Source organism: Paeniglutamicibacter sp. NPDC091659, assembly GCF_044756805.1.
In the GTDB taxonomy this organism is placed as follows: Bacteria; Actinomycetota; Actinomycetes; order Actinomycetales; family Micrococcaceae; genus Paeniglutamicibacter.
In genome coordinates, this window is sequence record NZ_JBIVTO010000001.1 from 561210 (window position 1) to 587017 (window position 25808).

Here is a 25808-nt window from a genome sequence, read left to right on the forward strand (position 1 = left end):
GCGTTTTGGAGTCAGCTTGTGGCTGGTTGTTCGGAGGATGTCGTGGTCGTTGTTGGTTTGGAATAGGCGAAATCGCGTCCCCATTGGAGGAGTACTGGCTTGTGCTGGCCCGGGATCAACAAACGGCGCAGGTCATCCGCCAGCCGCACGTAGTCGATGGAAGCGTCGGCGTCGCGCAAGATGCGGACCAATGAGCCAAGATGGTGTTGGACTTCCAACGGTGATGAGGCCGTAGCGAGTGCGTCGAAACGTCGTTTCACGGCATCGGCTGACATTCCGTGGTCGCTCAGGCCACGAACGACCCGGCCGAAGCGAACGCTGGATTCGTGCATCCCCTTCGACTTTTTGCCCTGTTGATGCACTGAATAGAGCGAGAGGGAAATATGCGCGGCCCATTCTGCGGCGCTGGCATGCTGCCCACGGCCCTGATGGGCGGTGGGCAGATCCTCGAGGGTCACGCCCCAAAGCTCGGGGTCGGTACCCGGCGCCCGGTTGGTGGCCTTGCGCAGGTGCGCCATGGTGCGTACGGCCGTTGCCTCGTTGTTCAGGTATCCCCGTTGAAGCTGAGTGATTTTCGCTGCAATGAACGATGTGAATTGATCAGACATTGGCCTTCTCCTTGGCTGGTGGCGGGGAATTCGGTGGAACATCTGTGTCTGATGGGAAGTTCCTGCGAAGTGCCGCATTGAATCGGGCTAGTGCAGTATGTGCGGTGTTCCAGTGGCCGTCCTTGTCCTGCACGCCAAGGATGCTCCGCTCGCTGGCATGGGACATGAGCCGACTGGAATGCTTGGCCAGCAGTGTGCGTGCCCGTCGACCCCATTCAGCACGAATTTCATCGGTGTTGCTGGCTTCGGATACCTTGGCGAGCCAGTTGCGGAACTCGTGGTCGAAGTCGAAGTATGCTGCCGCCAGAACGCCCGTGGGATCGGAGGGGCGGTCGTTGCCGCCGGCGATCAGGATGTTCTTGGCGAGCTCGCCCAGATCCTTCACCGCATAGTCGGTGTGCCGGGCGGCAGCGAGGACTTCCTGCTGCTGTGCCTCGGCAGTGCTCATGAGCAAGGAGGCCACGATCGTCAGATCGTCGCTGTACAGATCGTCGAAAGACGAATCCTGAGTTCCGTAGTTGAAGCCCACCAGCGCGGTGGAGAATGAATAGCCTTTGGGGAGATATCCATTGTGGACAAGCTGCTCAATCTGTTGCAGAACGCGCGGGGATTCGTGGCGCCCACCCGCCGCAATCTGGGCCTGATCGCCGAGAATCGATCCCAACCCGCGCCAGGCAGCCTTGGCAGGGTCATGACGCCGAGGCATGAACACGGGGATCTTGTGCACCGTCGCCTGAGCAGGGCTGTCGCGCCAGAGGCTCATGGGCTCGAAAATATGCGCATTTTGCGGAAGCAATCGATCGCCGTTGGTCACCAAGGCTGCCGTTACGCCGTCGCTGTCATGTTGCAGAAGCACCCGGCGTGACTGCCAAGTGAAGATGTCGGAGTCGCCGACGGGCAGCGGGGGCGCTGGGTCTCCCTTAACTGGGGTTCGTCCGTCGCCGCGTGTTGCCGCAGACGTCGAGACGGTCCGTTCCCAGACTGCGGAATCCTCGTCCTCGTCGGTGCCCAACTTGGCGAAACGAAGGTTCAGCATCAAGGTCTCGAAGAGATTGGCGCCCACCGCATAGATGCCGCCAAGCTGCCCGGCCCACCCGGTGCCGATGGGGTAGCCCTTGCCGCCCTTGACCCGGCTGTCTCCCAGCGCGCCGGGTTTGATTCCCGAGTAGTCGAAAGCCTGCAGGTGAATCAACCAGCGCGCCGCCTCCCGGAAAGGAAGGCGCGAGGAACCGGAACCTGACCGAGTGGTGAAGTACTGGTGCCCAGCCGGGATGTCGGGGATCAACCGAGCGGGGGAATCGAATTCCCCTTTTTGGGTCTCCAACGAGGGAGTCTGCATGAAGGGCTGGGCAGGATCCAACAGATCGAAGCGCTGTGAGACCTTCTCTCCAACCAGATACTTTTCGATGCGAGCGTCGGTGAAATCCGTCCGCTCCCAGAGTTCTTTCCAAGTGGCAAGCGGTTGCTCGACGGCGCCGATTGCCTGCCGGGCCACCGCGAGCAGCACCCGCAGGATGGCGAAATCCAGAGTGGGGATCTCGTTGCTCAGCCCGCGGATTGAGTGGGCCTGGGCAAAAAGGTCCCGGATGCCCACCTCGCCAAGTGTTCCGTCCAGGAGCTGGACCGGGACCCAGGCGTCATCGATCAACGAGAATGAACTCCGTGTCGGTGAAACATCGTTCATTGGCTAGCGCCTTTCTGGGGTGGTGTGACGAGGAGACCGACCTCGCGGTCGTACAAGATGTGGTGACCGGCCAGCATTGCTTCCCGATTCTCGTTGAGGAAAAGCACCAGTTGGCCCTTGAGGACCGGATTTTCCTGCCAAGCCGCGACCCCTTGCCATTCAAGCTCGTTGAGGGTGCGTTCGAGCGTTTCAAAATCTCGCGAAAAGTTTAGTGGCAGCCGAACGCTGTTTCGCAGGATTCTGCGCGCCAGATCCGGATTGTCGATGCGGGCCATATCGGTCAGTGACAAATCGGCCAGATCGTCCTGCCAAGCGAATCCGGAGATGACGTCTCCAATCTTTCGCATGAGTAGGACCTCGAATGAGTCCTCGATGTCGCGTACGCGGGTGACTGCCTCGGCCTCCTCGCGGGCGGGTCCGGACTGGGTTTGTGTGGTGCCGTGGATGGGCGATCCGGTATCCGTCGGTTTTTCTAGAAATAGGTCCAGTTCGGTGTCCGCCCGGGGAATCAGTCCGCTCTCGGCCCGACGTTTCTTTTCTTGATGGCGGGATTTGGCAATGGTGCCAAGATCCGAGTGATCCTTGTACCATGAGTGCGGGTATTCCAGGTCGTCAGAGTAGGCTTCCTGCACCAGATCCGCTGCTTGGTGCGGATGCTCCAAAGGTGTTGACCAAGATGATCGATGCTCAAGTACGGCGAGGGTGTTCAGGAGCAGGTATTCGCCGTAGACGGCGGAGACAGAACGCAGGATAGCGGTGGCCGGGGTCGTCCAATCTTTAACGCCACGAACCCACATCTCAGCTTCCGCAAAGGATGGGCAGCGATTGCTTCGTTTGTGCCGGTGCAGTCGGCCGGCACGCTGCAGCAACAGGTCCATGGGTGCCAGATCGGTGATGAGTAGGTCGAAATCGATGTCGAGGGATTGCTCCAGCACCGAGGTCCCCACGATGACCCGTAGCTCCGGTCGGGTGGCTCCGGAGTGCTCGGGGCCGAGCCAATCAACCAGTTGGGCTTCCAGCTCGGTGCGGTCCGCTGTAATAAACCGCGAGTGAAGCAGCGAGGTATTCTCCGGCAGTCGCTCGGAAATGAACGCGTAGGTCTCTTGGGCGCGTTTTACAGTGTTGCAGATGATGCCGACGACGCCGCCCGAAGCAAGCCTCGGTACCAGCTCCGCCCACAGGCTCTCGAGGTCGTCTTTCAGCTGGACCGGGCGGATCGGAACAGATTCCGTGCTCAAAGCTCCGTGGGTAATCGTGATGCCCGATTCGGACACCTGGGTCACGCAGGGGTAGCCGAGGTGTTCGGGGATCATTTTTTCCATCATTGCCCGGACCGCGGAGGACTTTTTGCCGCGGAATTGTTGGGGCGCGGCCTTTGAATAGTAGGCCTTGGCCAGTTCGCGTCGGTGGCTTGCCGGCAACGTGGCAGACATCAGGATGACTGGAACTCCGTAGGAGGCCAACCATTCCAGGGCGCGATGCAGGAACACGAGCATGTGGGTGTCCGCGGCGTGCACTTCATCGATGATGACGACCTTTGAAGCCAACCCCAGATGCCGCAGGGCGTAGTGCTTGGTGTTCAACGCTGCCATCAGGATCTGGTCGATGGTCACCACTGCGACGTTGGGCTGCAGAACGCGCTTCCGGTCGGAAAAGAAGTCATGGACGACGAACGCTGGAGCACCATGGGGTGAATCGTCGTCGTGGATGATGGGTGAATTCAATGCTTGGCGGGGCAGCTGCGCAAGCAATGGGCTGTGTTTTGCCTTCCCGTGTCCCAACGTGACGGTGGGAAGTCCCTTGCCCTCAAGCTTCGCGGCTTCCAGCCAATTCAGCACGCGCGGCAGCATGGCGTCGGTGGTGGCCATGGTCGGCAGCGCAAAAGCGACGCCGTTCAGGCCCAGCCGGGAACCCAAAATTTCCGCTACGGACAGTGCCATCTCGGTTTTCCCGCTCCCGGTGGGGGCCTCGAGGATGTATAGCTCCGGTTTGGTAGCGGAACTTGCCAAGCGGAACATGGTTTCCTGCATCAACGATGGTGAGGCTTTCGGGGGCAAACGGAATCGGGACGCATAGTATTCCGTCAGTCCGCTACGTTGCACGTCGAAGATCCACGAGTCGGGAAGCCCAAGCGCACGCCGCGCTGTGGCAAGTCGCAGCATGCGGTTCCCGTTGTCGCCGGGAGTGCGCAGGTCGAAGACCGATGAGTTGCTCGCCGCCCAGTCGGCCAAGATCACCAAGCCGGTCAGCAGCAGTTGGCATTTGGGTGGAATGCCGAAATCGACGAGCGCTTTGAGCGCCGGGGTCGCGGCCAGGGACCGTTCCCAATCGTCGAGAAGTTCATCTTGAGCCTCGATCCACCCGGGAGTGCCGGGGTTGTTCCCGAGCTGATTGATCAGTGAGAGAGCGGGGAACCTGCCGTGGTGTCCGCCGGAAACGATGCCGATTGAGCCTGCTTGGAGAGGGGAATAGCCGTACTTTTTTTGCAGCCACCGGATAATGATCGCCATGCTGTGCACCGAATGCGGCAGGGATTCAAGGTCCCCCGGTCGATCACATGGAGGATAGCCGAGCTGTTCGGCCTTCACGTAAAGCGAGGGGACTTTGGCTTGAAAATATGGCGAGGCCTTGCCGATATCGTGGGACGCGGCAAGGAATGCAACAAAGGCCGTGAGCTGGTCTTCCGACAGGTTCAAAGCCGTCGATAAGTCCGCCTTTAGGCGTGGACTTTCGTGTTCGAGGATGATGATTGCGGCATCTGCGGCGTCGAGACCGTGGGTGTGCAGAGGCAGAAACAGGATGTCTTGGGGCGTGTCGAGTCTGTTTGTTTTTGCCCAGAGCTCGGAGCGCAATGTATTCGACATTTGCAATGTCTCATCCCCCAATGGTTAGTAACACCCTTTGACCATATCTGTGAGGTGAGACACTTTATGGAATTGCGTGCGCGTGTCTCCGGAACTGCTGAGTTTGCCTAGGCTCCGTTGTTTCATTAGTCGGTGCCGAAATTCGTTGCAGACAGGCGCGCTTCGGCCATGACCGTTCGTAAAAGCTTGTCACAAGCTCATCCCCGCAGACGCGGGGAGCACCAGCAGATCGACCCAGATCATCGGACCCCCTCGGGCTCATCCCCGCAGACGCGGGGAGCACGATTCGGCCGTGAAGGATTCATGGTTGGGCTGGGGCTCATCCCCGCAGGCGCGGGGAGCACTGGAATAGCGCCACGATTGAAAACGACGATGAGGGCTCATCCCCGCAGGCGCGGGGAGCACCCGTACCCGCGCACGGCCTTGCCGGTGCATCCGGGCTCATCCCCGCAGGCGCGGGGAGCACGATTCCTTGTGATCCTCGCTAACGATGGCCACGGGCTCATCCCCGCAGGCGCGGGGAGCACGGTCCTCGAAGTCCCCTCGATTGTTCAGCGTGGGGCTCATTCCCGCAGGCGCGGGGAGCACTACTTCTCGATCTGGTGCGACGGCTATGGCGTGGGCTCATCCCCGCAGGCGCGGGGAGCACCTCTCGGCATTGCAGGGCTCGGAGCTGCCGTTGGGCTCATCCCCGCAGGCGCGGGGAGCACGCCTCAGGTGCCGGCTGCTGGGTTTGCTGCTCGGGCTCATCCCCGCAGGCGCGGGGAGCACAAATGCCGGACATGCGCCCGACCGTGGCACTTGGGCTCATCCCCGCAGGCGCGGGGAGCACTTGGCTGGCTGCCACACCCACAGTCGTTGCAGGGGCTCATCCCCGCAGGCGCGGGGAGCACCTCGTTATCACCCACGCCCTCAGCACGAACTGGGGCTCATCCCCGCAGGCGCGGGGAGCACCCACTGTCTCTTGCCGCTGCAGGGAACTTGGGTGGGCTCATCCCCGCAGGCGCGGGGAGTACACTGCTTGCGTAATCATTTGTACCCTCCACTTGGGCTCATCCCCGCAGGCGCGGGGAGCACCGAGCGGGTTAGGCGTGGCGGCGGCGGTTTGAGGGCTCATCCCCGCAGGCGCGGGGAGCACCCACTGTCTCTTGCCGCTGCAGGGAACTTGGGTGGGCTCATCCCCGCAGGCGCGGGGAGCACACTGCTTGCGTAATCATTTGTACCCTCCACTTGGGCTCATCCCCGCAGGCGCGGGGAGCACAAGGCTACCTGGCACAGGCCGCCGCCGCGGGCTCATCCCCGCAGGCGCGGGGAGCACCCACTGTCTCTTGCCGCTGCAGGGAACTTGGGTGGGCTCATCCCCGCAGGCGCGGGGAGCACACTTCCCACACACCGCGGGCCACGTCCGTGCCGGGCTCATCCCCGCAGGCGCGGGGAGCACGTCGCTCATGTGAAGATGCCGCGTACAAGAACGGGCTCATCCCCGCAGGCGCGGGGAGCACGGCAACACGTTCGCTGGTCATGAGGTGCTTTCGGGCTCATCCCCGCAGGCGCGGGGAGCACCTTTGGTTGGGGGCCTTTCTGTTGGGGATCGGGGGCTCATCCCCGCAGGCGCGGGGAGCACCCAATGGCGCGTTTCCAGCGACGACTAAGCATGGGCTCATCCCCGCAGGCGCGGGGAGCACAGCTCGATGCTCTGAAAATCGATTCGCAGACGGGGCTCATCCCCGCAGGCGCGGGGAGCACGGGGTTGTGTGACCTGACGAAACTGTCAAGTTGGGCTCATCCCCGCAGGCGCGGGGAGCACCACTGCGAATCCTTGTTGTACCGCTTGACCGTGGGCTCATCCCCGCAGGCGCGGGGAGCACGTCTCCGGTGCGCTGCACGGTGAAACGCCGCTGGGCTCATCCCCGCAGGCGCGGGGAGCACCGGTGTCGGTTCCGCACTCGGTTCCGCACTCGGGGCTCATCCCCGCAGGCGCGGGGAGCACCAGACCACCGGCTGATAAACCCACTCAATCGGGGGCTCATCCCCGCAGGCGCGGGGAGCACGCATTCTCGTCCTGGGCCTGCCGCTGGGCGGTGGGCTCATCCCCGCAGGCGCGGGGAGCACCCGCTCTATGTGCCGCTGACGGATTACTCCCAGGGCTCATCCCCGCAGGCGCGGGGAGCACGGTGCCGAGTGCTTTCGAGGTGGTCGTTCCGGGGGCTCATCCCCGCAGGCGCGGGGAGCACGGTGCCGAGTGCTTTCGAGGTGGTCGTTCCGGGGGCTCATCCCCGCAGGCGCGGGGAGCACTCTTTGGCAGCCGACGAAATTTGAGGGTCGATGGGCTCATCCCCGCAGGCGCGGGGAGCACGGTCGATGACTGAGGTCGTCGTGTCGTCCGGTGGGCTCATCCCCGCAGGCGCGGGGAGCACACCGCGGATGAAGCGGCCACCAGCATCGCTCAGGGCTCATCCCCGCAGGCGCGGGGAGCACGCACCACCTTCGAGTTCGAGCGTGACATCTTGGGGCTCATCCCCGCAGGCGCGGGGAGCACCTAGTCGTTGTCATGTACAACAAGTTCGCGTGGGGCTCATCCCCGCAGGCGCGGGGAGCACGCACACTCGATATCGTAGCGAACCATGTCGCGGGGCTCATCCCCGCAGGCGCGGGGAGCACTCAGGGTGTTCAGGGTGTGCCCGGCATTCAGGGGGCTCATCCCCGCAGGCGCGGGGAGCACCCATTGGACGCACACCCGCCGCTGATCATGTTGGGCTCATCCCCGCAGGCGCGGGGAGCACCCTCACGCTCAAGGAATTTGTCCGCGTGCGTCGGGCTCATCCCCGCAGGCGCGGGGAGCACTCGCGTCTGGTAGTTCCCTGAATCCACTCATGGGGCTCATCCCCGCAGGCGCGGGGAGCACCCGCGGGCTCTGAACGAGGCATTGAGGGCTTCGGGCTCATCCCCGCAGGCGCGGGGAGCACGACCAACCTGGAGCGGCGTTGTTGGGGTTGTCGGGCTCATCCCCGCAGGCGCGGGGAGCACTAATCATGACCGAGAACACCGTTGCCCCAGAAGGGCTCATCCCCGCAGGCGCGGGGAGCACGACTTGTTGAAGTTCTCTGACCGCCCGGACCTGGGCTCATCCCCGCAGGCGCGGGGAGCACGTTCTGCAAGGGTTTCAACGATGGTTCGGAGAGGGCTCATCCCCGCAGGCGCGGGGAGCACTACCCTGATCCCCCTTGGCTCCAGTCGCCCCAGGGCTCATCCCCGCAGGCGCGGGGAGCACCCGGCCTGCGTTCCCTGGCTGAAAGTTTTCACGGGCTCATCCCCGCAGGCGCGGGGAGCACTTGCTGCTGGCGGGGTGGCCGCGCTGTCCATTGGGCTCATCCCCGCAGGCGCGGGGAGCACCCGGTGATCATGCGCGGGTCAGCCTGGCCGCCGGGCTCATCCCCGCAGGCGCGGGGAGCACCAAACAGCCGTCCCGCATTATCTGCAAGTGGGGGGCTCATCCCCGCAGGCGCGGGGAGCACGTGAAGTTGATCCGTCGTTACACCAAGTCTCAGGGCTCATCCCCGCAGGCGCGGGGAGCACCTCCAAACGTTTTTCGGTGTTGGTGCGAATGTGGGCTCATCCCCGCAGGCGCGGGGAGCACGCCATGATGGAAGAGGGTGACCAGGCCATTGAGGGCTCATCCCCGCAGGCGCGGGGAGCACACCGTCGGCAGTGTTGGTAGTGGTGGGCTTGGGGGCTCATCCCCGCAGGCGCGGGGAGCACCCCTGCACCGCGCTGAGCAGGTAGATGCCGCGGGGCTCATCCCCGCAGGCGCGGGGAGCACAGCACGACAAAGACCGGCCCATTGGTATTGCGGGGCTCATCCCCGCAGGCGCGGGGAGCACCACTTATGAAGCCGACCCCAAGGGCCGGTGGGGGGCTCATCCCCGCAGGCGCGGGGAGCACTCCGTGATCGCTGCGGCAATAAACCCGTGGCGGGGCTCATCCCCGCAGGCGCGGGGAGCACCGGAAAACTTGTCGCCCGAAAAATCCACGCCCGGGCTCATCCCCGCAGGCGCGGGGAGCACCGGAAAACTTGTCGCCCGAAAAATCCACGCCCGGGCTCATCCCCGCAGGCGCGGGGAGCACCAATGCCAGCGGCAGGCCGAGCGCCAATAATCGGGCTCATCCCCGCAGGCGCGGGGAGCACCAATGCCAGCGGCAGGCCGAGCGCCAATAATCGGGCTCATCCCCGCAGGCGCGGGGAGCACATACCGACTCCCAGCGGTTGACCCCTTGCCCGGGGCTCATCCCCGCAGGCGCGGGGAGCACGGGTCAACCGCGCAGCGCAGGACACTGAGCCCGGGCTCATCCCCGCAGGCGCGGGGAGCACCCGTTGATGGTTGCAATGGTCACGGTTTCCGTGGGCTCATCCCCGCAGGCGCGGGGAGCACGATGGGCAGATAGCCACCTGCGCGCCACTCACGGGCTCATCCCCGCAGGCGCGGGGAGCACGTGTTCAACCGCTACTCGCAGAACCTTGGCGGGGGCTCATCCCCGCAGGCGCGGGGAGCACTCAAGACTGGGAAAAGGGCTGGTCAGACTATCGGGCTCATCCCCGCAGGCGCGGGGAGCACTGGCCCCATCGAATTTTGGAACATCGTAGACAGGGCTCATCCCCACAGGCGCGGGGAGCACTGATGAAACGGTTGATTTCTTGACTGCCGAAGCGGGCTCATCCCCGCAGGCGCGGGGAGCACGACGCAAGAACGGCGATTGATTCCTTGTCGATGGGCTCATCCCCGCAGGCGCGGGGAGCACGTCTCTCACCGAGCACTCACCACGCCCGATGCGGGCTCATCCCCGCAGGCGCGGGGAGCACACGACGCCCGTCAAGCCCATGACCACGCCCGAGGGCTCATCCCCGCAGGCGCGGGGAGCACACGCAATCGGGGTACTTGGCTAGTTCAGCCTGGGGCTCATCCCCGCAGGCGCGGGGAGCACGCTGTTCAACGGCCAACCGGCCGAGTTCTTCGGGGCTCATCCCCGCAGGCGCGGGGAGCACCCAGCTTTGAAAAATTCCGCCTATGTAAGAGAGGGCTCATCCCCGCAGGCGCGGGGAGCACCCGCCGAGTGTGCCGAGCAGGCCGAAGCCATGGGGCTCATCCCCGCAGGCGCGGGGAGCACCACTGGATCGCCGCGCTGATGCCCACGGAGTGGGGCTCATCCCCGCAGGCGCGGGGAGCACGCTTCGGTTGTGGCGGCTGAGTGGTTTGAAGAGGGCTCATCCCCGCAGGCGCGGGGAGCACTGGTGGTCCGTTCACGTCGATGTTTGGTCCTCGGGCTCATCCCCGCAGGCGCGGGGAGCACTACACACCACGATTGCCCGGATTGTCAATAATGGGCTCATCCCCGCAGGCGCGGGGAGCACGAGATGGAAACCACCCGGTAGTAATTGACCGAGGGCTCATCCCCGCAGGCGCGGGGAGCACGAACCCGTGAAATCGCCCGTAATCGAATAGCTGGGCTCATCCCCGCAGGCGCGGGGAGCACGGAGCTGAATGGTCGAAAACGAGTTTCCCATGGGCTCATCCCCGCAGGCGCGGGGAGCACTTTCGTGATTTTCTCCTCTGCCTCACCCAGCCGGGCTCATCCCCGCAGGCGCGGGGAGCACCAACACCGGCTCCGCCGCGGCAGCGCCCGCCGGGGCTCATCCCCGCAGGCGCGGGGAGCACCCAAGGCATACCGGGATCAGGCGGGCCGAGTTGGGCTCATCCCCGCAGGCGCGGGGAGCACCGTCGGGGCAACGGGCACGTCATCGAGATCCAGGGCTCATCCCCGCAGGCGCGGGGAGCACACGCCGGGTTGTTGATCAGGTTCGCCACCGCTGTGGGCTCATCCCCGCAGGCGCGGGGAGCACCATTCGTTGCTGTCTGGTGGGTTGACGAAGCGGGGCTCATCCCCGCAGGCGCGGGGAGCACGCTTGCGGACTGCGGGCTTCACGAAATCAATCGGGCTCATCCCCGCAGGCGCGGGGAGCACGCATACCCACGGATCGCCTTGAACAAGCACCCGGGCTCATCCCCGCAGGCGCGGGGAGCACTGCATGATCAGGGCGGTCAGTTGATGCCTGGTGGGCTCATCCCCGCAGGCGCGGGGAGCACTATGCCTTGTTCTTCTAGCCATTCTTCGACTAGGGCTCATCCCCGCAGGCGCGGGGAGCACGTGAATGCTATGTTTTGCACACGTCGATACATGGGCTCATCCCCGCAGGCGCGGGGAGCACCACCAGCTTGTCGGCACGGGCATCTTGCCACTGGGCTCATCCCCGCAGGCGCGGGGAGCACACCAAGGGGCTCAAGGTTGCTGCGGTTGCTGGGGGCTCATCCCCGCAGGCGCGGGGAGCACCGTCGCATACTTCGAGTGGTCTATGGCCGAAGGGGCTCATCCCCGCAGGCGCGGGGAGCACTTCCATGCGCTCCTTGAAATCGCCGCGCAGCAGGGCTCATCCCCGCAGGCGCGGGGAGCACAGTTTCGAAGCCAGGCTGATAATGACAGCTTCGGGCTCATCCCCGCAGGCGCGGGGAGCACGCTACTTCACGGCGGGTGGTGCGGTGGTGCGGGGGCTCATCCCCGCAGGCGCGGGGAGCACCAAAACTGATCGAATTCAGGGGATTTCGAAAAGGGCTCATCCCCGCAGGCGCGGGGAGCACCAAAACTGATCGAATTCAGGGGATTTCGAAAAGGGCTCATCCCCGCAGGCGCGGGGAGCACGGTTCAGGCGTAAAAGCGGAATTTGAAGGCTGGGGCTCATCCCCGCAGGCGCGGGGAGCACGTTGAAGAAATCAACGAAGCGGTGCACCCCGATGGGCTCATCCCCGCAGGCGCGGGGAGCACTATTATGCCCGACAACCTCGCTTTTCTTTACGGGGCTCATCCCCGCAGGCGCGGGGAGCACAGTCCGCTGCTGCGCTTCTGGTCCCTGCGCCTGGGCTCATCCCCGCAGGCGCGGGGAGCACTCGGTTCCGGCAGAGCACCACGGCAAGACGTTTGGGCTCATCCCCGCAGGCGCGGGGAGCACAGACCTCCCGCAACAACAACCCCAGCCCCAAGGGGCTCATCCCCGCAGGCGCGGGGAGCACTGCGCCGACGACTAGAACTACCCAAAAAATGAGGGCTCATCCCCGCAGGCGCGGGGAGCACAACGTCTTGGTGACGGTTTCCCCCGGCTGCCAGGGCTCATCCCCGCAGGCGCGGGGAGCACTGGGCAAGCGCCGTCGAGGAAGTGAAGGAAGCGGGCTCATCCCCGCAGGCGCGGGGAGCACTCGCTGGTTCGGGATCTGGGGATCTACGAGCGGGGCTCATCCCCGCAGGCGCGGGGAGCACGAGGTCGAAATCGACTTCACCATCCCGGCAGGGGGCTCATCCCCGCAGGCGCGGGGAGCACTGTCTGGCGTATTCTCGGCGATCTCTGCAGTGGGGCTCATCCCCGCAGGCGCGGGGAGCACCCGCCGCGCCGGGTCCAAGCCCGCGTCCGCCGGAGGCTCATCCCCGCAGGCGCGGGGAGCACATCAAACTACAACGAGCGTCACGTGGGTGGCAGGGCTCATCCCCGCAGGCGCGGGGAGCACGATCCGGCCGGCGGGCAGCGTGATGGGCTCATCCCCGCAGGCGCGGGGAGCACCCTTCGGGGCATGGTCAAGGGCTAAGCCCCTTGGGCTCATCCCCGCAGGCGCGGGGAGCACTGGATCACCCTGCCGTCCAGCGTCCACGCGGGGGGCTCATCCCCGCAGGCGCGGGGAGCACGGCGTAGCACCGCCGGAGGGCTTGACAACGAAGGGCTCATCCCCGCAGGCGCGGGGAGCACGCCGGCTGGCGCGAGTCCGGCGGTTCCAGGCTGGGCTCATCCCCGCAGGCGCGGGGAGCACCGCGCGCGATGACAAGACGCTCCGGCACGACGGGGCTCATCCCCGCAGGCGCGGGGAGCACGTCTGCGGTTGGGACGGAAAGAGGTGGCGGTGGGGCTCATCCCCGCAGGCGCGGGGAGCACTAATCGACGGTGAGGAACAGAGATTGATCGTCGGGCTCATCCCCGCAGGCGCGGGGAGCACAGAGCGCCTTCAAGATCATGGGTAACCCGAGTGGGCTCATCCCCGCAGGCGCGGGGAGCACTTCCCGAAGGATTTCGGATGATCAACATTCGGGGGCTCATCCCCGCAGGCGCGGGGAGCACGCCCAGAGCACGATACGCCCCTCCGCGACCTAGGGCTCATCCCCGCAGGCGCGGGGAGCACATCACCGACGGTGTCGTGGATTGCATGGAAGAGGGCTCATCCCCGCAGGCGCGGGGAGCACGGAAAAAAACCTCTACTCCGGTTAGCTGGTGCGGGGCTCATCCCCGCAGGCGCGGGGAGCACAAATGTTCTGGGTTTTCATGATGACTGAAGACGGGCTCATCCCCGCAGGCGCGGGGAGCACACCTGAGGCGGCTTGAGCCCCTGGGTTCGGTTGGGCTCATCCCCGCAGGCGCGGGGAGCACGCGTGACCTGGTAGTCGGATCGGGTTTGATCGGGGCTCATCCCCGCAGGCGCGGGGAGCACCATAAAGCCCTAATGACAGCGGTGGGATTCTCGGGCTCATCCCCGCAGGCGCGGGGAGCACAAGCTGGCGTCCTTCGAGAATGACGAATGGGTGGGCTCATCCCCGCAGGCGCGGGGAGCACCATCGACCTATCAACGTCCTACGTCAAATCTCGGGCTCATCCCCGCAGGCGCGGGGAGCACCCACCATACCGACCATGAACGACCAACTGACGGGGCTCATCCCCGCAGGCGCGGGGAGCACCACCGTTAGCCGTGTGCGTTGGTGCTCGTTGAGGGCTCATCCCCGCAGGCGCGGGGAGCACCGTGGTTCCCAGCCGCGGCGGTGCTGACAGTAGGGCTCATCCCCGCAGGCGCGGGGAGCACGCACCATCGAACCTTTCCCCATCTTCGATCGCGGGCTCATCCCCGCAGGCGCGGGGAGCACGCCGGCCACAAAGGCCGGCTACTGTGCGATCAGGGCTCATCCCCGCAGGCGCGGGGAGCACCCGTTTACCCCGTCACGGAACCAGGCGAATTTGGGCTCATCCCCGCAGGCGCGGGGAGCACTACTTGGTCGTCGTCGAATCACTGGTGGGAACGGGCTCATCCCCGCAGGCGCGGGGAGCACACACCTATGCGCCTGTTCTCATGGTCGGCACCGGGCTCATCCCCGCAGGCGCGGGGAGCACGAACCCTGGCACTCGCAAAAGTAGCTCGGAGCGGGCTCATCCCCGCAGGCGCGGGGAGCACTTTTTCGGGCGGTTCAGGCGCAAGTCCGGCCTGGGCTCATCCCCGCAGGCGCGGGGAGCACAGGTCGGCGCGGGGCCGGGGCGCTTCTGGGGCGGGCTCATCCCCGCAGGCGCGGGGAGCACTCGGGGTTCGACGGAATGGGCTGACCGTAATTGGGCTCATCCCCGCAGGCGCGGGGAGCACGATATTCATTCTCCCTCGACCTCAGCCGGGTAGGGCTCATCCCCGCAGGCGCGGGGAGCACATCATGGAGCAGGCGGGCAAGTACGCGGGCGCGGGCTCATCCCCGCAGGCGCGGGGAGCACGCCGACTTCGACGAGTGGGCAAGCGTCCGTGGGGGCTCATCCCCGCAGGCGCGGGGAGCACCCCTCGACCATGTCGTGGCTGGCGATGGTGCCGGGCTCATCCCCGCAGGCGCGGGGAGCACCATCGAGGGAGTCGATCGAGACGACGGTCATGGGGCTCATCCCCGCAGGCGCGGGGAGCACTCTATGCGCAAATCCCGGCGGGGTCAGGCGCGGGGCTCATCCCCGCAGGCGCGGGGAGCACCTGATAAATCTTGGTGACATTGCCATTGGCCGGGGGCTCATCCCCGCAGGCGCGGGGAGCACCCGCTTTTGATACTCCCACTTTTGGCCCGTCCGGGCTCATCCCCGCAGGCGCGGGGAGCACAGCTTGAATCGGCGTATGACACCCATGCACACGGGCTCATCCCCGCAGGCGCGGGGAGCACCGGGTGCGTCGGCAGGGTCGCGTGTGGACTGTGGGGCTCATCCCCGCAGGCGCGGGGAGCACCCGCTCTATGTGCCGCTCACGGATTATTCCCAGGGCTCATCCCCGCAGGCGCGGGGAGCACGTGCCCAGACGGTCGAGGGCATGGTGTGGCGCGGGCTCATCCCCGCAGGCGCGGGGAGCACGAAATGCCTGCTGACATGTGGGCCATTCGTCCGGGCTCATCCCCGCAGGCGCGGGGAGCACATGGGCCGGTCCTCATGGACGAAATTACCGGCGGGCTCATCCCCGCAGGCGCGGGGAGCACCTTCCGGTAAAGCCATTTCGGAATCCACCCACGGGCTCATCCCCGCAGGCGCGGGGAGCACGTTCACGTCCGCGGACAAGTACAGCAATGCCAGGGCTCATCCCCGCAGGCGCGGGGAGCACCGGTGCCGGCCTCGGCGGACTTGTCGCGGACCGGGCTCATCCCCGCAGGCGCGGGGAGCACCGTGGAGCGAATAACCGGGGCTTACGGCCCAAGGGCTCATCCCCGCAGGCGCGGGGAGCACGTCGCGGTTAGTGCGATCCACGTCAATTTGCGGGGCTCATCCCCGCAGGCGCGGGGAGCACAGTACCCCGGTGGTGCGGATCTTGCCCTTGGCGGGCTCATCCCCGCAGGCGCGGGGAGCACGGACACCGGACAGCGGGGAGTGGCCACCTCGGGGGCTCATCCCCGCAGGCGCGGGGAGCACTCCCGTCAAGGACCCCGTAGATGACCAGCCCAAGGCTCATCCCCGCAGGCGCGGGGAGCACGCCAACAAGTAGATGCCGAAGATCAACGCCAAGGGCTCATCCCCGCAGGCGCGGGGAGCACGAGTTCGACTACCCGCTGGCGAGTTGCGTCAAGGGCTCATCCCCGCAGGCGCGGGGAGCACGCGGCCATCGTTGCGAATCAGGCTTACGCCTTGGGCTCATCCCCGCAGGCGCGGGGAGCACCGATTACCGTATTTGCATTGCACGCTATCGGGGGGCTCATCCCCGCAGGCGCGGGGAGCACTGGAGTGGTTGGCGAACTTGTCAAATCGGCCCGGGCTCATCCCCGCAGGCGCGGGGAGCACTGCCATGTCTAGATTCCTGTCAGTATCGGTGAGGGCTCATCCCCGCAGGCGCGGGGAGCACGGCCGCCCAGGGGTCCAGCGAGGACGCCCAGCGGGCTCATCCCCGCAGGCGCGGGGAGCACTCGGTGCACCCGAAGCACTGACGCAGGCGGCGGGGCTCATCCCCGCAGGCGCGGGGAGCACTGCTGATGCCATGCTATTTATGCTCCCTTGATGGGCTCATCCCCGCAGGCGCGGGGAGCACAGTAGCAACCCAGGGGCGCGGGCCGGAGGCCAGGGCTCATCCCCGCAGGCGCGGGGAGCACGCCAAAAGGCGGCGGCTCGGCCCCCGGCATGGGGGCTCATCCCCGCAGGCGCGGGGAGCACGCTAGATGACATGGGTAAACCCAACAGAAGCGACGAACCACATTCAGTTTATCGCTGCAGCGGCCGTCAAATGTCCCACACTGTGCGGGAGAAATGGCCGTGCCCAATCTCACCGCCCATGCGCTGGACATGCATGGGAGAATGGTAGTGATGACTTCCCCCAAAGACACCCCAGAGACCGTGCCTGCCGAAACTGTGCCCAGCGCAGAGGACGTGGCCGCGCGCCGTGCCGCCCAGGCAACCGCCCAAGGCGCCCAGCAAATGCGCATCTCCGAATCCCGCGCCAAGGCCGAAGGCCGCGCGCAGGTTCGCCCGACCGCCGAAGGCTGGAAGCAGGCCATGGGTGACGACGGTCGTCCGCAGCTGCAGTTCACCGCCAAGGCCCGCGTTTCGCAGCCGCCGGTGCACCTCGCCGACCTGACCTTGGCTGAGCGTGCCGAAAAGCTCAAGGAGATCGGCCTGCCCGGATTCCGCGCCAAGCAGCTCTCCGTGCACTACTTCCAGCACTACACCACCGATCCCGAGCTGATGAGCGACCTTCCCAAGGACCGCCGCGCCGAGATCGCCGAGGTCATGTTCCCGAAGCTGCTCACCGAGGTGAAGCGACTGGCCACCGACGATGGCAAGACCATCAAGTTCCTTTGGCGCCTCTTCGATGGCTCGCTGGTCGAGTCGGTGCTCATGCGCTACAGCAACCGCATCACCCTGTGCATCTCCTCGCAGTGCGGTTGCGGCATGAACTGCCCGTTCTGCGCCACCGGCCAGGCCGGACTGACCCGCAACATGTCCACCGCCGAAATCCTGGACCAGATCGTCCAGGCCAACCGCGTCATTGCCGAGGGCGGACTGGGTGGACAGAAGCACCCGGAAGAGCGCGTGGGCAACATTGTCTTCATGGGCATGGGCGAGCCCCTGGCCAACTACAAGCGCGTGATGAACGCCGTGCACCGCATGGTGGCCGACGTCCCCGAGGGCCTGGGCATGAGCGCCCGCGGCATCACCGTCTCCACCGTGGGCCTGGTCCCGGCCATCAACAAGCTCTCCGAGGAGGGCGTCCCGGTGACCTTCGCGCTGTCGCTGCACGCACCTGATGACGAGCTGCGCGACGAAATGATCCCGGTCAACTCGCGCTGGAAGGTCGACGAGGCACTGGATGCCGCGTTCAACTACTACGTGAAGACCGGCCGCCGCGTCTCCATCGAGTACGCGCTCATCAAGGACATGAACGACCACGGCTGGCGCGCGGACCTCTTGGCCCGCAAGCTCAATGCCCGCGGCCGTGGCTGGGTCCACGTGAACCCGATCCCGCTGAACCCGACCCCGGGTTCCGTCTGGACCGCTTCCGAACCCGACGTCACGGCGGAGTTCATCGACCGCTTGGAATCCGCAGGCGTGCCGACCACCCTGCGCGACACCCGCGGCAAGGAAATCGACGGCGCCTGCGGCCAGCTGGCGGCAGCCGAGTAGTACACTCGTCCCTATCGGCGCGGGCTTCTCTTCGAGGAAGGTTTCACATGTCTTTGTCTGATCCGTTTTTCCTGGACAAGTCCGACGCCGATAGCTGGAAGTCGCTCAACGCGTTCTCCCTGAAGGTCAAGGCCGCCGGCGAAGCCGCGGGCCTTGAATACCGGCTCATTGAACTGCTGAATGTGCGCATTTCGCAGATCAATGGCTGCGCGTTCTGCTTGGACATGCACACCCGCCAGGCGATGGAGGCGGGGGAGAACACCCAACGTTTGGCGGTGCTCTCCGTCTGGCGTGAAACCGCGCTTTTCAACGACATCGAGTCGGCGGCACTTGCCGTCGCCGAGGCGGCCACGACGCTTCCCGATTCCGAGACGCGCATTGCCGAGTTGGCGGCCGCCCGGCTGGTGCTCACGGACGCGCAATTCTCCGCCGTGCAGTGGGCCGCCATCGCGATGAATGCCTTCAACCGCGTCTCGATCCTTTCGCAGCACCCGGTGCGGGCGCGCAAGGCCTGACCCAAGCCCTTGGCATGCCTTCGGCGCCGCTTCGGACTTGAAGCGGCGCTGTCTGTTCGGAAGCCTCCCCTGAGCCCTGCTTTTGTACCGCTCTGTACAAAAGTTCCTATTCAGGGCCAAAATCCTCCGGTATTCTTCGGCTGAAAGGCAAAAGCGTACGAGGGGGAGTTTTATGGAGACGGCGCGATTCATCATCGAGTTGCTGGTAGTCCTGGGTGCCATCATCATGGGTACGCGATCCAGCGGCGTGGGGCTGGGCCTGTGGGGCGGCGCGGGTGTTGCGGTGCTCGTCTTTGTCATGGGCCTGCCGATCGGTTCGCCTCCGGTCGACGCGCTGCTGATCGTGATGGCTGTCATCGTCGCCAGCTCGATGATGCAGGTTGCCGGAGGCATCGACTGGATGGTGTCGATTGCCGCCAAGCTGATCTCCAAGAACCCCAAGGCCATCACCTTTGTCGCACCGCTTGTATCATTTCTCTTCGCCGTTGGTGCGGGCACCTCGAACATCCTCTACCCGCTGCTGCCGGTGATCCAGGACCTTTCCTACCGAAACGGCGTGCGGCCCTCGCGCCCGCTGTCGCTGTCCGTGGTCGCAACCGGCGTCGCGCTTGCCTGTTCGCCGGTGTCCGCGGCGATGGCGGCCATGGTCACGCTGACGGCCGTGAACCCGTACAACTTCGAACTCATCGACATCATCAAGATCACCTTCCCCGCGGCGCTGATCGGCATCGTCGTGGCCGCGATCTTCGTGAACAAGCTCGGCAAAGACATCGAAAACGACCCGGAGATCCAGGCGAAGATCTCCTCCGGCGAGATCCCCGCACCGGATGCCGGGGGAGCGGTGGCCCAAGTCCAGGTGACCGTCACCAGGGCCGGCAGGAACGCCGCGCTGATCTTCTTTGCCGGCGTCGCTGCGATCGTGGTCTTCGGCCTGTTCAAGAACCTGCGCCCGCAGGATGCGGCCGGCGACCCCATTTCGATGACCCCGCTGATCCAGGTGCTGATGCTGCTGGTCGGCACGCTGATCTGGCTCGTCTGCCGCCCCGACGTCAAGGAAGTGCCGGGGACATCGGTGTTCAAGGCCGGCATGGTCTCCGCGATCGCGCTCTTCGGCCTGGCCTGGCTGACCGACACGTTCCTGGGCGCCCACACCGAGATGATCGCCAACGGCGTGGGTTCCATGGTGCAGAGTGCCCCGTGGATCTTTGCCCTGGGCGTGTTCCTGGTCTGCGTGCTCACCACCAGCCAGTCGACGGCAACCCGGACCGTGGTGCCGATCGGCCTGGCCGCAGGCATGGCGCCGGGACTGCTTTCCGGCATGTGGGCGGCGGCCTTCGCCGGCATCTACCTGCTGCCGACCAACGGGTCGCAGATCGCCGCCGCGAACTTCGACATCTCGGGTTCCACGAAGCTCGGCACCAAGCTCTACGACCACTCGTTCTTCGTGCCCACGTTGATGCTCACGGTGACCACGATCGTGCCGGGCGCACTCCTGGGCCTTGTCCTGGGCTGATGCAAGGGTATGAATTCGCCCGGAGACTATGCGAAACGCAAGAAACGCCTAAACGGGGTGCTGCCCGTCGACCATTCTGGCGACGGACGGCACCCCGTTTGCGTGGCACCCTGGGAGCGTGGTCCCTAAGCGGGCTCCGCTTCCGGCTCCTGCGAAGCGAACCAGGCACGGAATTCGTTCCAGCTGGCCATGCAGTGCCGCCCAAGCGTCGCCGTCCACTCGGTGTCTTCCTCGGGCCACCCGGTGCCCGGCAGCTGCAGCGCGGCGGTGGCCGTGGGCCCCAGCAGGTATTCGCGCAGGAACTCCGCCTGCACCGCGCCGAGCTGGACGGTCCCCGAGCCGGAGGCCAGCGTGAACGTGGAATCCGTGAGGTTCCTGAAGCGTTCCCCGGAGGCGATGATTTCCTGGCTGCCAAGGTACGGGGTGTTCAGTGCGACGTCGGCGTCGAACGCCACGTCGAACCCGGTGCGGTGGCAATCGGCCAGCGCGCGCAGCGCGTCCGGCTCCATGGTGATGACGTCCTCGCCGCGCCTGTTGCCCTGCGCGTCCCCGCGGTTGGAGAGTGCGACGACGTCCGGCAGCTGGTCGGCCGGCGCGCGCAGCACGTTCACTGCGCCGTCGCGGGTGGTCGTGTGGTTCATGGTGTCGTGGAAGGACAGCGTGGTGACCTGGGCCCGTCCGCCGTTTTTCACGCGCTCGGAGGCCGCGGCAACCATGGCATTGCGGATGGAATTCCGGGTTGATTCGTACACGCCCAGGCCGCGCTCGGCGACCGACTCAAAGGCCTTGACCATCGCCTCGAGTTCGGCGTCCGAGTCCGGAACCCGCAGCAGCGGGAAGAAGGAGAAGGTGACGGGGCGGATCGTGTCCACACCTGTCAGGTCGACCTTGTTCCAGGCCCCGGCGTCGCGCACCCTGGTGAAGGCCTCGCGCAATTGAGCCCCCAGGTTTGCGGGCCGCGGCCGGTTGGGATCGCGCAGCAGCCGCGGGTGGGGGTTCTCGACGTAGATGATGCGCGGATCCATCTGCGCCCAGGCACGCACGACGGGTCCGGTGGTGCGATCGGAATAGTCGAATTGCAGCCGCTGGGTAAACTCGGGCGCCAGGAATTCGGCAAGTTCCTCGGGTACCGCATCCCCGGAATGCGGGCAGGAAACCAGCAGGTCGGCCTCCGCGATGGCCTGTTCCAGGGTGCGTGTCCCCTTGTCCGTGAAGAAGGTGATCGCATCGGGCGTGAACGTCCTGCCGGCCGGGATGAGTATGGGTGCGCCGGGTTTGGCGGCTGCCGGCTGATCGGACTGCGACATACGGTTCTCCTCGTGGCGATGCTGTTATGCGGAGCTATTTCAGTGACTTGACATGAGCGTATCCGCTGGCGCGTCTGGCGGATAGCGATGAGGCAAATAATTCCGGAACCGCTTCCGGCTAACGGGACTCGCTCAGGATGACAAGACACAATGGGATCGGGATGCCGCACAAGCGGGGTCCCGCGCTAGCGAATGGAAATCAGATGAGCCAACCAGTTCCAGCGGCAGGCTCCGGGCCGGAATCGGTGTTGGGCAAGTATGCGCCGGAGAGCGTTTACTTGCTCGGAGCCGGGCGTGCGATCCTGCTCCAGCTGGCCCTGGCACCGGTGGGGCACGGCGTGGCACGTCATTCGGATTTCGCCACCAACCCTGTCGGGCGGTTGCACGGCACACTGACCTACGTCTACGCGCTGAGCAACGGCACCGAGGAACAGCGAGCCAAGGTACGGGACATGGTGAACGCCGCCCACGGACCGGTCCGCTCCCCAGCGGCAACGGATGGATCGCACCCTGCCTATTCGGCACGGGATCCGAGATTGCAATTGTGGGTTGCGGCCACGCTCTACGACTCGGCCATGCAGATCCATGAGCTCATCTTCCCTCCGATGGACGACGCCACCGCCGAGCAGCTCTACCGGGACTACGCGGTGCTGGGCACCGAGCTGGGCATGCCGGAAGAATTCTGGCCCGCCAGCCGTGCGGACTTTGCGGAGTATTGGAAGCGTGCCTGCGCGCAGCTTGAGGTCGATCGACCGGTGCGCAGGGTCGCGCAGGAACTTCTCGCGGCAAGGTATGCGCCGCTGTGGGTGCGCGTCTTGATGCCGTTGGCCAGATTCATGACTGTGGGGTTGCTGCCCGAAGAAGTGCGCGTCATGTATGGCTTTGGATGGAGTGAAAAGCAGCAACGGCAAATGCTCTTTGTGGTTCGCTGCGCGCGGTGCGCGGTGCGCATTCTGCCGCGCAGGATCAGGCATTTTCCGATGCGCTATTACCTTCGGCGTCTTGATCGCCAAGCCGCCTAACTATGGCCACCCAGCTAGTCTTTGACTTCAAATATGCCGAAAGACTAGTGCTTATGACACTTTTGGTTAATACTCTCTTCCTAGGGGATAAACAGCCCCCGAATTGCTTCAATCGTGCTGGTTTCGTGTGTAATTGCCGTTAGATTTCGAACGGCTATTCTCCGGTATCGGCGCATTTGAGGTCAGTTGGCTTTAAGGTTCATATCGTGTCATTGCTACTGAGGGGGAGCGCATGACTGAGAAGGAAACCAACCGCAAGGTCCGAGCCGTTTTGGCCGGAGGACTGGTGCTTGGCGTAGGGGCGGTGTTGACATTGGCTGCCTGGAACAGCTCGGATTTTGCCGCCGGTGTGTTCGGCACCGGCGCGTTCGTTCTGGAAGGCAGCACCAATGGCACGGTTTTCGCGAACCACACGGAAGCCAGCCCTGCGGCCCTGAGCTTTGGAATGGAAGCCGCAAATCTCAGCCCCGGAGAAAGCGTCAGCGCACCATATGCGGTGCATCTGAACGGGACGACCACCTACGACGCGACAGTTTCGATGAGCACGACCTTCGGCGCAGGACTGGACGGCTTGAGCTACAAGGTCTATTCCACCGCCGCCTTTGGTTGCACAGAGGCCAGCACCGGGGACGTAGTTGCCAGCACGCCGTTGGTCTCGGGAGCGGATGTTGCAACATTCGACCTGTCCAAGGGCAGCGGTGGCACAGCCGGGGACGCCCAGAACCTCTGCTTCGTCGTCACTGCCGGAGATGAAGCCGATCTCAGTGAGGGCGTAACCTCCACCGCGGTGTGGGAATTCGCCGGAACGCAAAAGAACTAACAAGATCCCATGCGCAAGAAGCCAGCAGGGACCATGCGCAAGATAGCCGCGGTGCTCGCAGGAGGTTTGGTATTGGGAATCGGTGCAGCAACCACGCTTGCGGCCTGGACCGACTCCCAATATGCGACAGCCACGTTCACCGCCGGCATCTTCAAAATCGAGAGCAGCATCAACGGCACGACCTGGACGGACCACACTGCCGGTGCACCTGCCCAACTAACGCTCAGTGCAGCCGGCATGTCGCCGGGCGTCTCGAGTTTTGGCTATCTTGACGTGCGCACCACTGATGCTTCCACCCTCGGGGGTACGGTACTGCTGCAGGCCGCCACGAAAGGTTCCTCCGATCCGCAGGACATGATCGATGCCCTGGAGTTCCGAGCCAAGGCGCTGAACGCTGGTCAGACCTGTGACGCGGCGGCGCTGGGGTCGGCGGCATTCGTCGACGTCACGGCGTCCCCGGTAGTTACAGGAAGCCAGAGCCTGTCGCCCAAGAAAGCCAATGTGGTGCGCTACTGCCTTCAAACACAGATGAAGACTTCGGCACCGAGCAGTATTCAGGGGAAAACAGCCAATCTGACCTGGACCGTTTTGGGAACCAGCTCATGACCACCCAACAATCTTTCGAACCCGAGGGCGGTTCGGACACCAGACAGCCGGACACCCTCAGGGTCCGGCCTCTCCGCGCCGCGGGTAATGTATTCCCCCAAGTTCATTACCCGCGGCGCACCCTACACGCCATCGGCGATGGATTCCTGTGGCTTGCGGCCATCGGTGGTTTCATCTGCATCGGACTGGTCATTGCCGCGAGTGTCTTCAACATTTCCCTGATCATGTTCAAGACGGGTTCGATGTCCCCGACCATCCCGGCGGGTTCGGTGGCACTGGTCCGTGAAATTCCCGCATCAGAGGTTGGTATCGGTGACATCATCACCGTGGATCGTCCGGGGAACCTGCCGGTGACCCACCGTGTCACCGATATCAAGGCCGTCGACAACGGGCAGTGGAGCTTGTCCATGAAGGGCGATGCCAACGAGCAGCCAGACCCGTTGCCCTATGAAGTGGTGACCGTGCGCCAGACGCTAGGTCATGTGCCTGGATTGGCGCCGGTTATCGTTTCGATGGGCTCACCTTGGGTGCTCGGGAGCTTGACGTTGTGTGCCGCAGCGTTGGTGACCGGGGTCTTTTGGCCGCGTCGCCAAGGTCGGCGCGTCGCTGAATGAACCGCTCGTTGTTGGTGCGCTCTGCCGCGATCGGAATAACTGCAATGATCGCGCTGAGCGCTGCCGTGCCCTTGACGATTGACAAGACAGACGCGAGCTGGACGGATCCGCAAAAAGCGCGAGCGACGTTGGTGGCGGCGACAGTACCTGCCCCCGTAGGTGTTAACTGCACATTCACCGATTCGATGCTTGGCGGACCCGTCGCAACCATTGACTGGTCTGCACCGGAATCGGTCAATGGTTCCGTCATTACCTACAAAATCGTAGGAAAGCAGAGCGCAAGTGATATCGAGTGGAACAAGATTGCTGACGTGCCAGGTAATTCCTATGCCTTTGGCAATGGTCTGATCGGAGGGCTTGTTGGCGGCATCTTAAATTTGCTCTTCGGCGGAGGCAACCAAATAACGGTTGGGGTTGTTGCCGTACATACGTTCCCGGGCGGACCCGTCTGGGAATCGGTTCCGGGGAAAACCTGGAAGGTTTCGAAAGCCCAAGGGGGAGCGCTGGGGCTCTTGGATGGCTTCAAATGCTGATGGCTGCCGGTTCACTGCTTAAACACGTTGGGCCCGGCAAAGTGCCGGGCCCAACGTTGAAAGCTCGTGGTTACTTGCAGGTGCAGCGATCGGCTACTGCAACGTCGCCGAGTGCGGCTTCGATGTGCTCGCCGCAGCCTTCCCAGGTTGGCTTTGCGCAGCTATTGCAGGTGACCTTCTTGCACATGTGGTGACTCCTTGTTGAAGATAAAGAAACATTCACTCGGAATAATACCCCTGTGGGTATGGTTAGGCTATTTGGGGATTCGTCCGGAGTCCACATCCACACTTCCCGAAGGGATGAAGCACCTATGGCTTCCGTTGAACTTAATGCAGCGAACTTTGAATCGATCATCTCCGCACCGGGCACGGTGCTGGTGGATTTCTGGGCTGCATGGTGCGGCCCCTGCCGCCAGTTTGCACCGGTGTTCGAGGCCGCCAGCGAAAAGCACGAGGACATCGTCTTCGGCAAGATCGACACCGAGGCCGAACAGCAGCTGGCCGCCGCCGCCAACATCACCTCCATCCCGACTCTGATGGCGTTCCGCGACGGCATCCTCGTATTCTCCCAGCCCGGCGCGCTTCCCGGCGAGGCGCTTGAGGACCTGATCGGCCAGATCGAGGGCCTGGACATGGAAGCAATCAAGAAGGACATCGCACAGCGCGCAGACGCCTGATTCCCGCATGGTTCTTGCCTTCGTGGCCTCGGCCGGTTTGTCATCCGGCCGGGGCCACGGCCGTTTTGCGCG

The 25808-nt window shown here is 64.8% G+C and carries 13 protein-coding genes and 1 CRISPR repeat array; of the genes, 9 read left to right on the forward strand and 4 right to left on the reverse strand.

Annotated features, from left to right (window positions below; genetic code table 11):
• Positions 1-11: 11 nt before the first annotated feature.
• Genes casB through cas3 form a run of 3 tightly spaced genes read right to left on the reverse strand, consistent with a single transcriptional unit; the run spans position 12 to position 5156 of the window.
• On the reverse strand, positions 12-608 hold the full coding sequence (gene casB / locus ACIQLF_RS02570; RefSeq protein ID WP_400294027.1) for a type I-E CRISPR-associated protein Cse2/CasB: 597 nt from the start codon (positions 606-608) through the stop codon (positions 12-14).
• The gene (casA, locus tag ACIQLF_RS02575; protein WP_400294028.1) at positions 601-2292 is read right to left on the reverse strand and encodes a type I-E CRISPR-associated protein Cse1/CasA; all 1692 of its coding nucleotides are present in this window, start codon (positions 2290-2292) and stop codon (positions 601-603) included. The genes casB and casA overlap by 8 nt, the downstream gene beginning before the upstream one ends.
• Complete coding sequence (gene cas3, locus ACIQLF_RS02580) at positions 2289-5156, reverse strand: CRISPR-associated helicase Cas3' (RefSeq protein ID WP_400294029.1); 2868 nt, start codon at positions 5154-5156, stop codon at positions 2289-2291. The genes casA and cas3 overlap by 4 nt, the downstream gene beginning before the upstream one ends.
• Positions 5157-5349: 193 nt before the next feature.
• Positions 5350-16662: direct repeats of the CRISPR family, unit length 29 nt; unit sequence GGGCTCATCCCCGCAGGCGCGGGGAGCAC.
• A 261-nt stretch (positions 16663-16923) separates the two neighbouring features.
• Between cas3 and rlmN the strand changes: the two genes are divergently transcribed.
• From rlmN to ACIQLF_RS02595, 3 genes are all read left to right on the forward strand, one after another.
• Positions 16924-18129, forward strand: a complete 1206-nt coding sequence (gene rlmN / locus ACIQLF_RS02585; protein ID WP_400295012.1) for a 23S rRNA (adenine(2503)-C(2))-methyltransferase RlmN — start codon at positions 16924-16926, stop codon at positions 18127-18129.
• A gap of 47 nt (positions 18130-18176) precedes the next feature.
• Positions 18177-18644: a carboxymuconolactone decarboxylase family protein gene (locus ACIQLF_RS02590; protein WP_400294030.1), complete on the forward strand. Its 468-nt coding sequence runs from the start codon at positions 18177-18179 to the stop codon at positions 18642-18644.
• 172 nt (positions 18645-18816) lie between these two features.
• Positions 18817-20157 carry an anaerobic C4-dicarboxylate transporter gene (locus ACIQLF_RS02595; protein ID WP_400294031.1) on the forward strand — a complete coding sequence of 447 codons (1341 nt, stop codon included), beginning with the start codon at positions 18817-18819 and terminating at the stop codon, positions 20155-20157.
• A gap of 125 nt (positions 20158-20282) precedes the next feature.
• Here the strand turns inward: ACIQLF_RS02595 and ACIQLF_RS02600 are convergent, their stop codons facing one another.
• Positions 20283-21464, reverse strand: a complete 1182-nt coding sequence (locus tag ACIQLF_RS02600; RefSeq protein WP_400294032.1) for an N-formylglutamate amidohydrolase — start codon at positions 21462-21464, stop codon at positions 20283-20285.
• A 203-nt stretch (positions 21465-21667) separates the two neighbouring features.
• Here ACIQLF_RS02600 and ACIQLF_RS02605 point away from each other — a divergent pair, with 203 nt between their 5' ends.
• The 6 genes from ACIQLF_RS02605 (at position 21668) to trxA (ending at position 25736) form a co-directional block, all read left to right on the forward strand.
• Positions 21668-22486 (forward strand): oxygenase MpaB family protein, encoded by an 819-nt coding sequence (locus tag ACIQLF_RS02605; RefSeq protein WP_400294033.1) that lies wholly within the window; start codon positions 21668-21670, stop codon positions 22484-22486.
• 232 nt (positions 22487-22718) lie between these two features.
• The gene (locus tag ACIQLF_RS02610) at positions 22719-23306 is read left to right on the forward strand and encodes a hypothetical protein (protein ID WP_400294034.1); all 588 of its coding nucleotides are present in this window, start codon (positions 22719-22721) and stop codon (positions 23304-23306) included.
• 9 nt (positions 23307-23315) lie between these two features.
• A complete protein-coding gene (locus ACIQLF_RS02615; RefSeq protein ID WP_400294035.1) occupies positions 23316-23912 on the forward strand; it encodes a SipW-dependent-type signal peptide-containing protein in 597 nt (198 codons plus the stop codon).
• Positions 23909-24526, forward strand: coding sequence for a signal peptidase I (locus tag ACIQLF_RS02620; protein ID WP_400294036.1), 618 nt, complete (start codon positions 23909-23911; stop codon positions 24524-24526). The genes ACIQLF_RS02615 and ACIQLF_RS02620 overlap by 4 nt, the downstream gene beginning before the upstream one ends.
• A complete protein-coding gene (locus ACIQLF_RS02625) occupies positions 24523-25059 on the forward strand; it encodes a hypothetical protein (protein ID WP_400294037.1) in 537 nt (178 codons plus the stop codon). The genes ACIQLF_RS02620 and ACIQLF_RS02625 overlap by 4 nt, the downstream gene beginning before the upstream one ends.
• Before the next feature lie 311 nt (positions 25060-25370).
• On the forward strand, positions 25371-25736 hold the full coding sequence (trxA, locus tag ACIQLF_RS02630; RefSeq protein ID WP_400294038.1) for a thioredoxin: 366 nt from the start codon (positions 25371-25373) through the stop codon (positions 25734-25736).
• Positions 25737-25808: the final 72 nt, after the last annotated feature.

Coding starts and splice junctions, on each gene's coding strand:
- ACIQLF_RS02625 (WP_400294037.1), top strand. CDS start 24,523: ATGAACCGCTCGTTGTTGGTGCGCTCTGCCGCGATCGGAATAACTGCA.
- cas3 (WP_400294029.1), bottom strand. CDS start 5,156: ATGTCGAATACATTGCGCTCCGAGCTCTGGGCAAAAACAAACAGACTC.
- casA (WP_400294028.1), bottom strand. CDS start 2,292: ATGAACGATGTTTCACCGACACGGAGTTCATTCTCGTTGATCGATGAC.
- ACIQLF_RS02615 (WP_400294035.1), top strand. CDS start 23,316: ATGCGCAAGAAGCCAGCAGGGACCATGCGCAAGATAGCCGCGGTGCTC.
- ACIQLF_RS02620 (WP_400294036.1), top strand. CDS start 23,909: ATGACCACCCAACAATCTTTCGAACCCGAGGGCGGTTCGGACACCAGA.
- ACIQLF_RS02605 (WP_400294033.1), top strand. CDS start 21,668: ATGAGCCAACCAGTTCCAGCGGCAGGCTCCGGGCCGGAATCGGTGTTG.
- rlmN (WP_400295012.1), top strand. CDS start 16,924: ATGCGCATCTCCGAATCCCGCGCCAAGGCCGAAGGCCGCGCGCAGGTT.
- ACIQLF_RS02610 (WP_400294034.1), top strand. CDS start 22,719: ATGACTGAGAAGGAAACCAACCGCAAGGTCCGAGCCGTTTTGGCCGGA.
- casB (WP_400294027.1), bottom strand. CDS start 608: ATGTCTGATCAATTCACATCGTTCATTGCAGCGAAAATCACTCAGCTT.
- ACIQLF_RS02590 (WP_400294030.1), top strand. CDS start 18,177: ATGTCTTTGTCTGATCCGTTTTTCCTGGACAAGTCCGACGCCGATAGC.
- ACIQLF_RS02600 (WP_400294032.1), bottom strand. CDS start 21,464: ATGTCGCAGTCCGATCAGCCGGCAGCCGCCAAACCCGGCGCACCCATA.
- trxA (WP_400294038.1), top strand. CDS start 25,371: ATGGCTTCCGTTGAACTTAATGCAGCGAACTTTGAATCGATCATCTCC.
- ACIQLF_RS02595 (WP_400294031.1), top strand. CDS start 18,817: ATGGAGACGGCGCGATTCATCATCGAGTTGCTGGTAGTCCTGGGTGCC.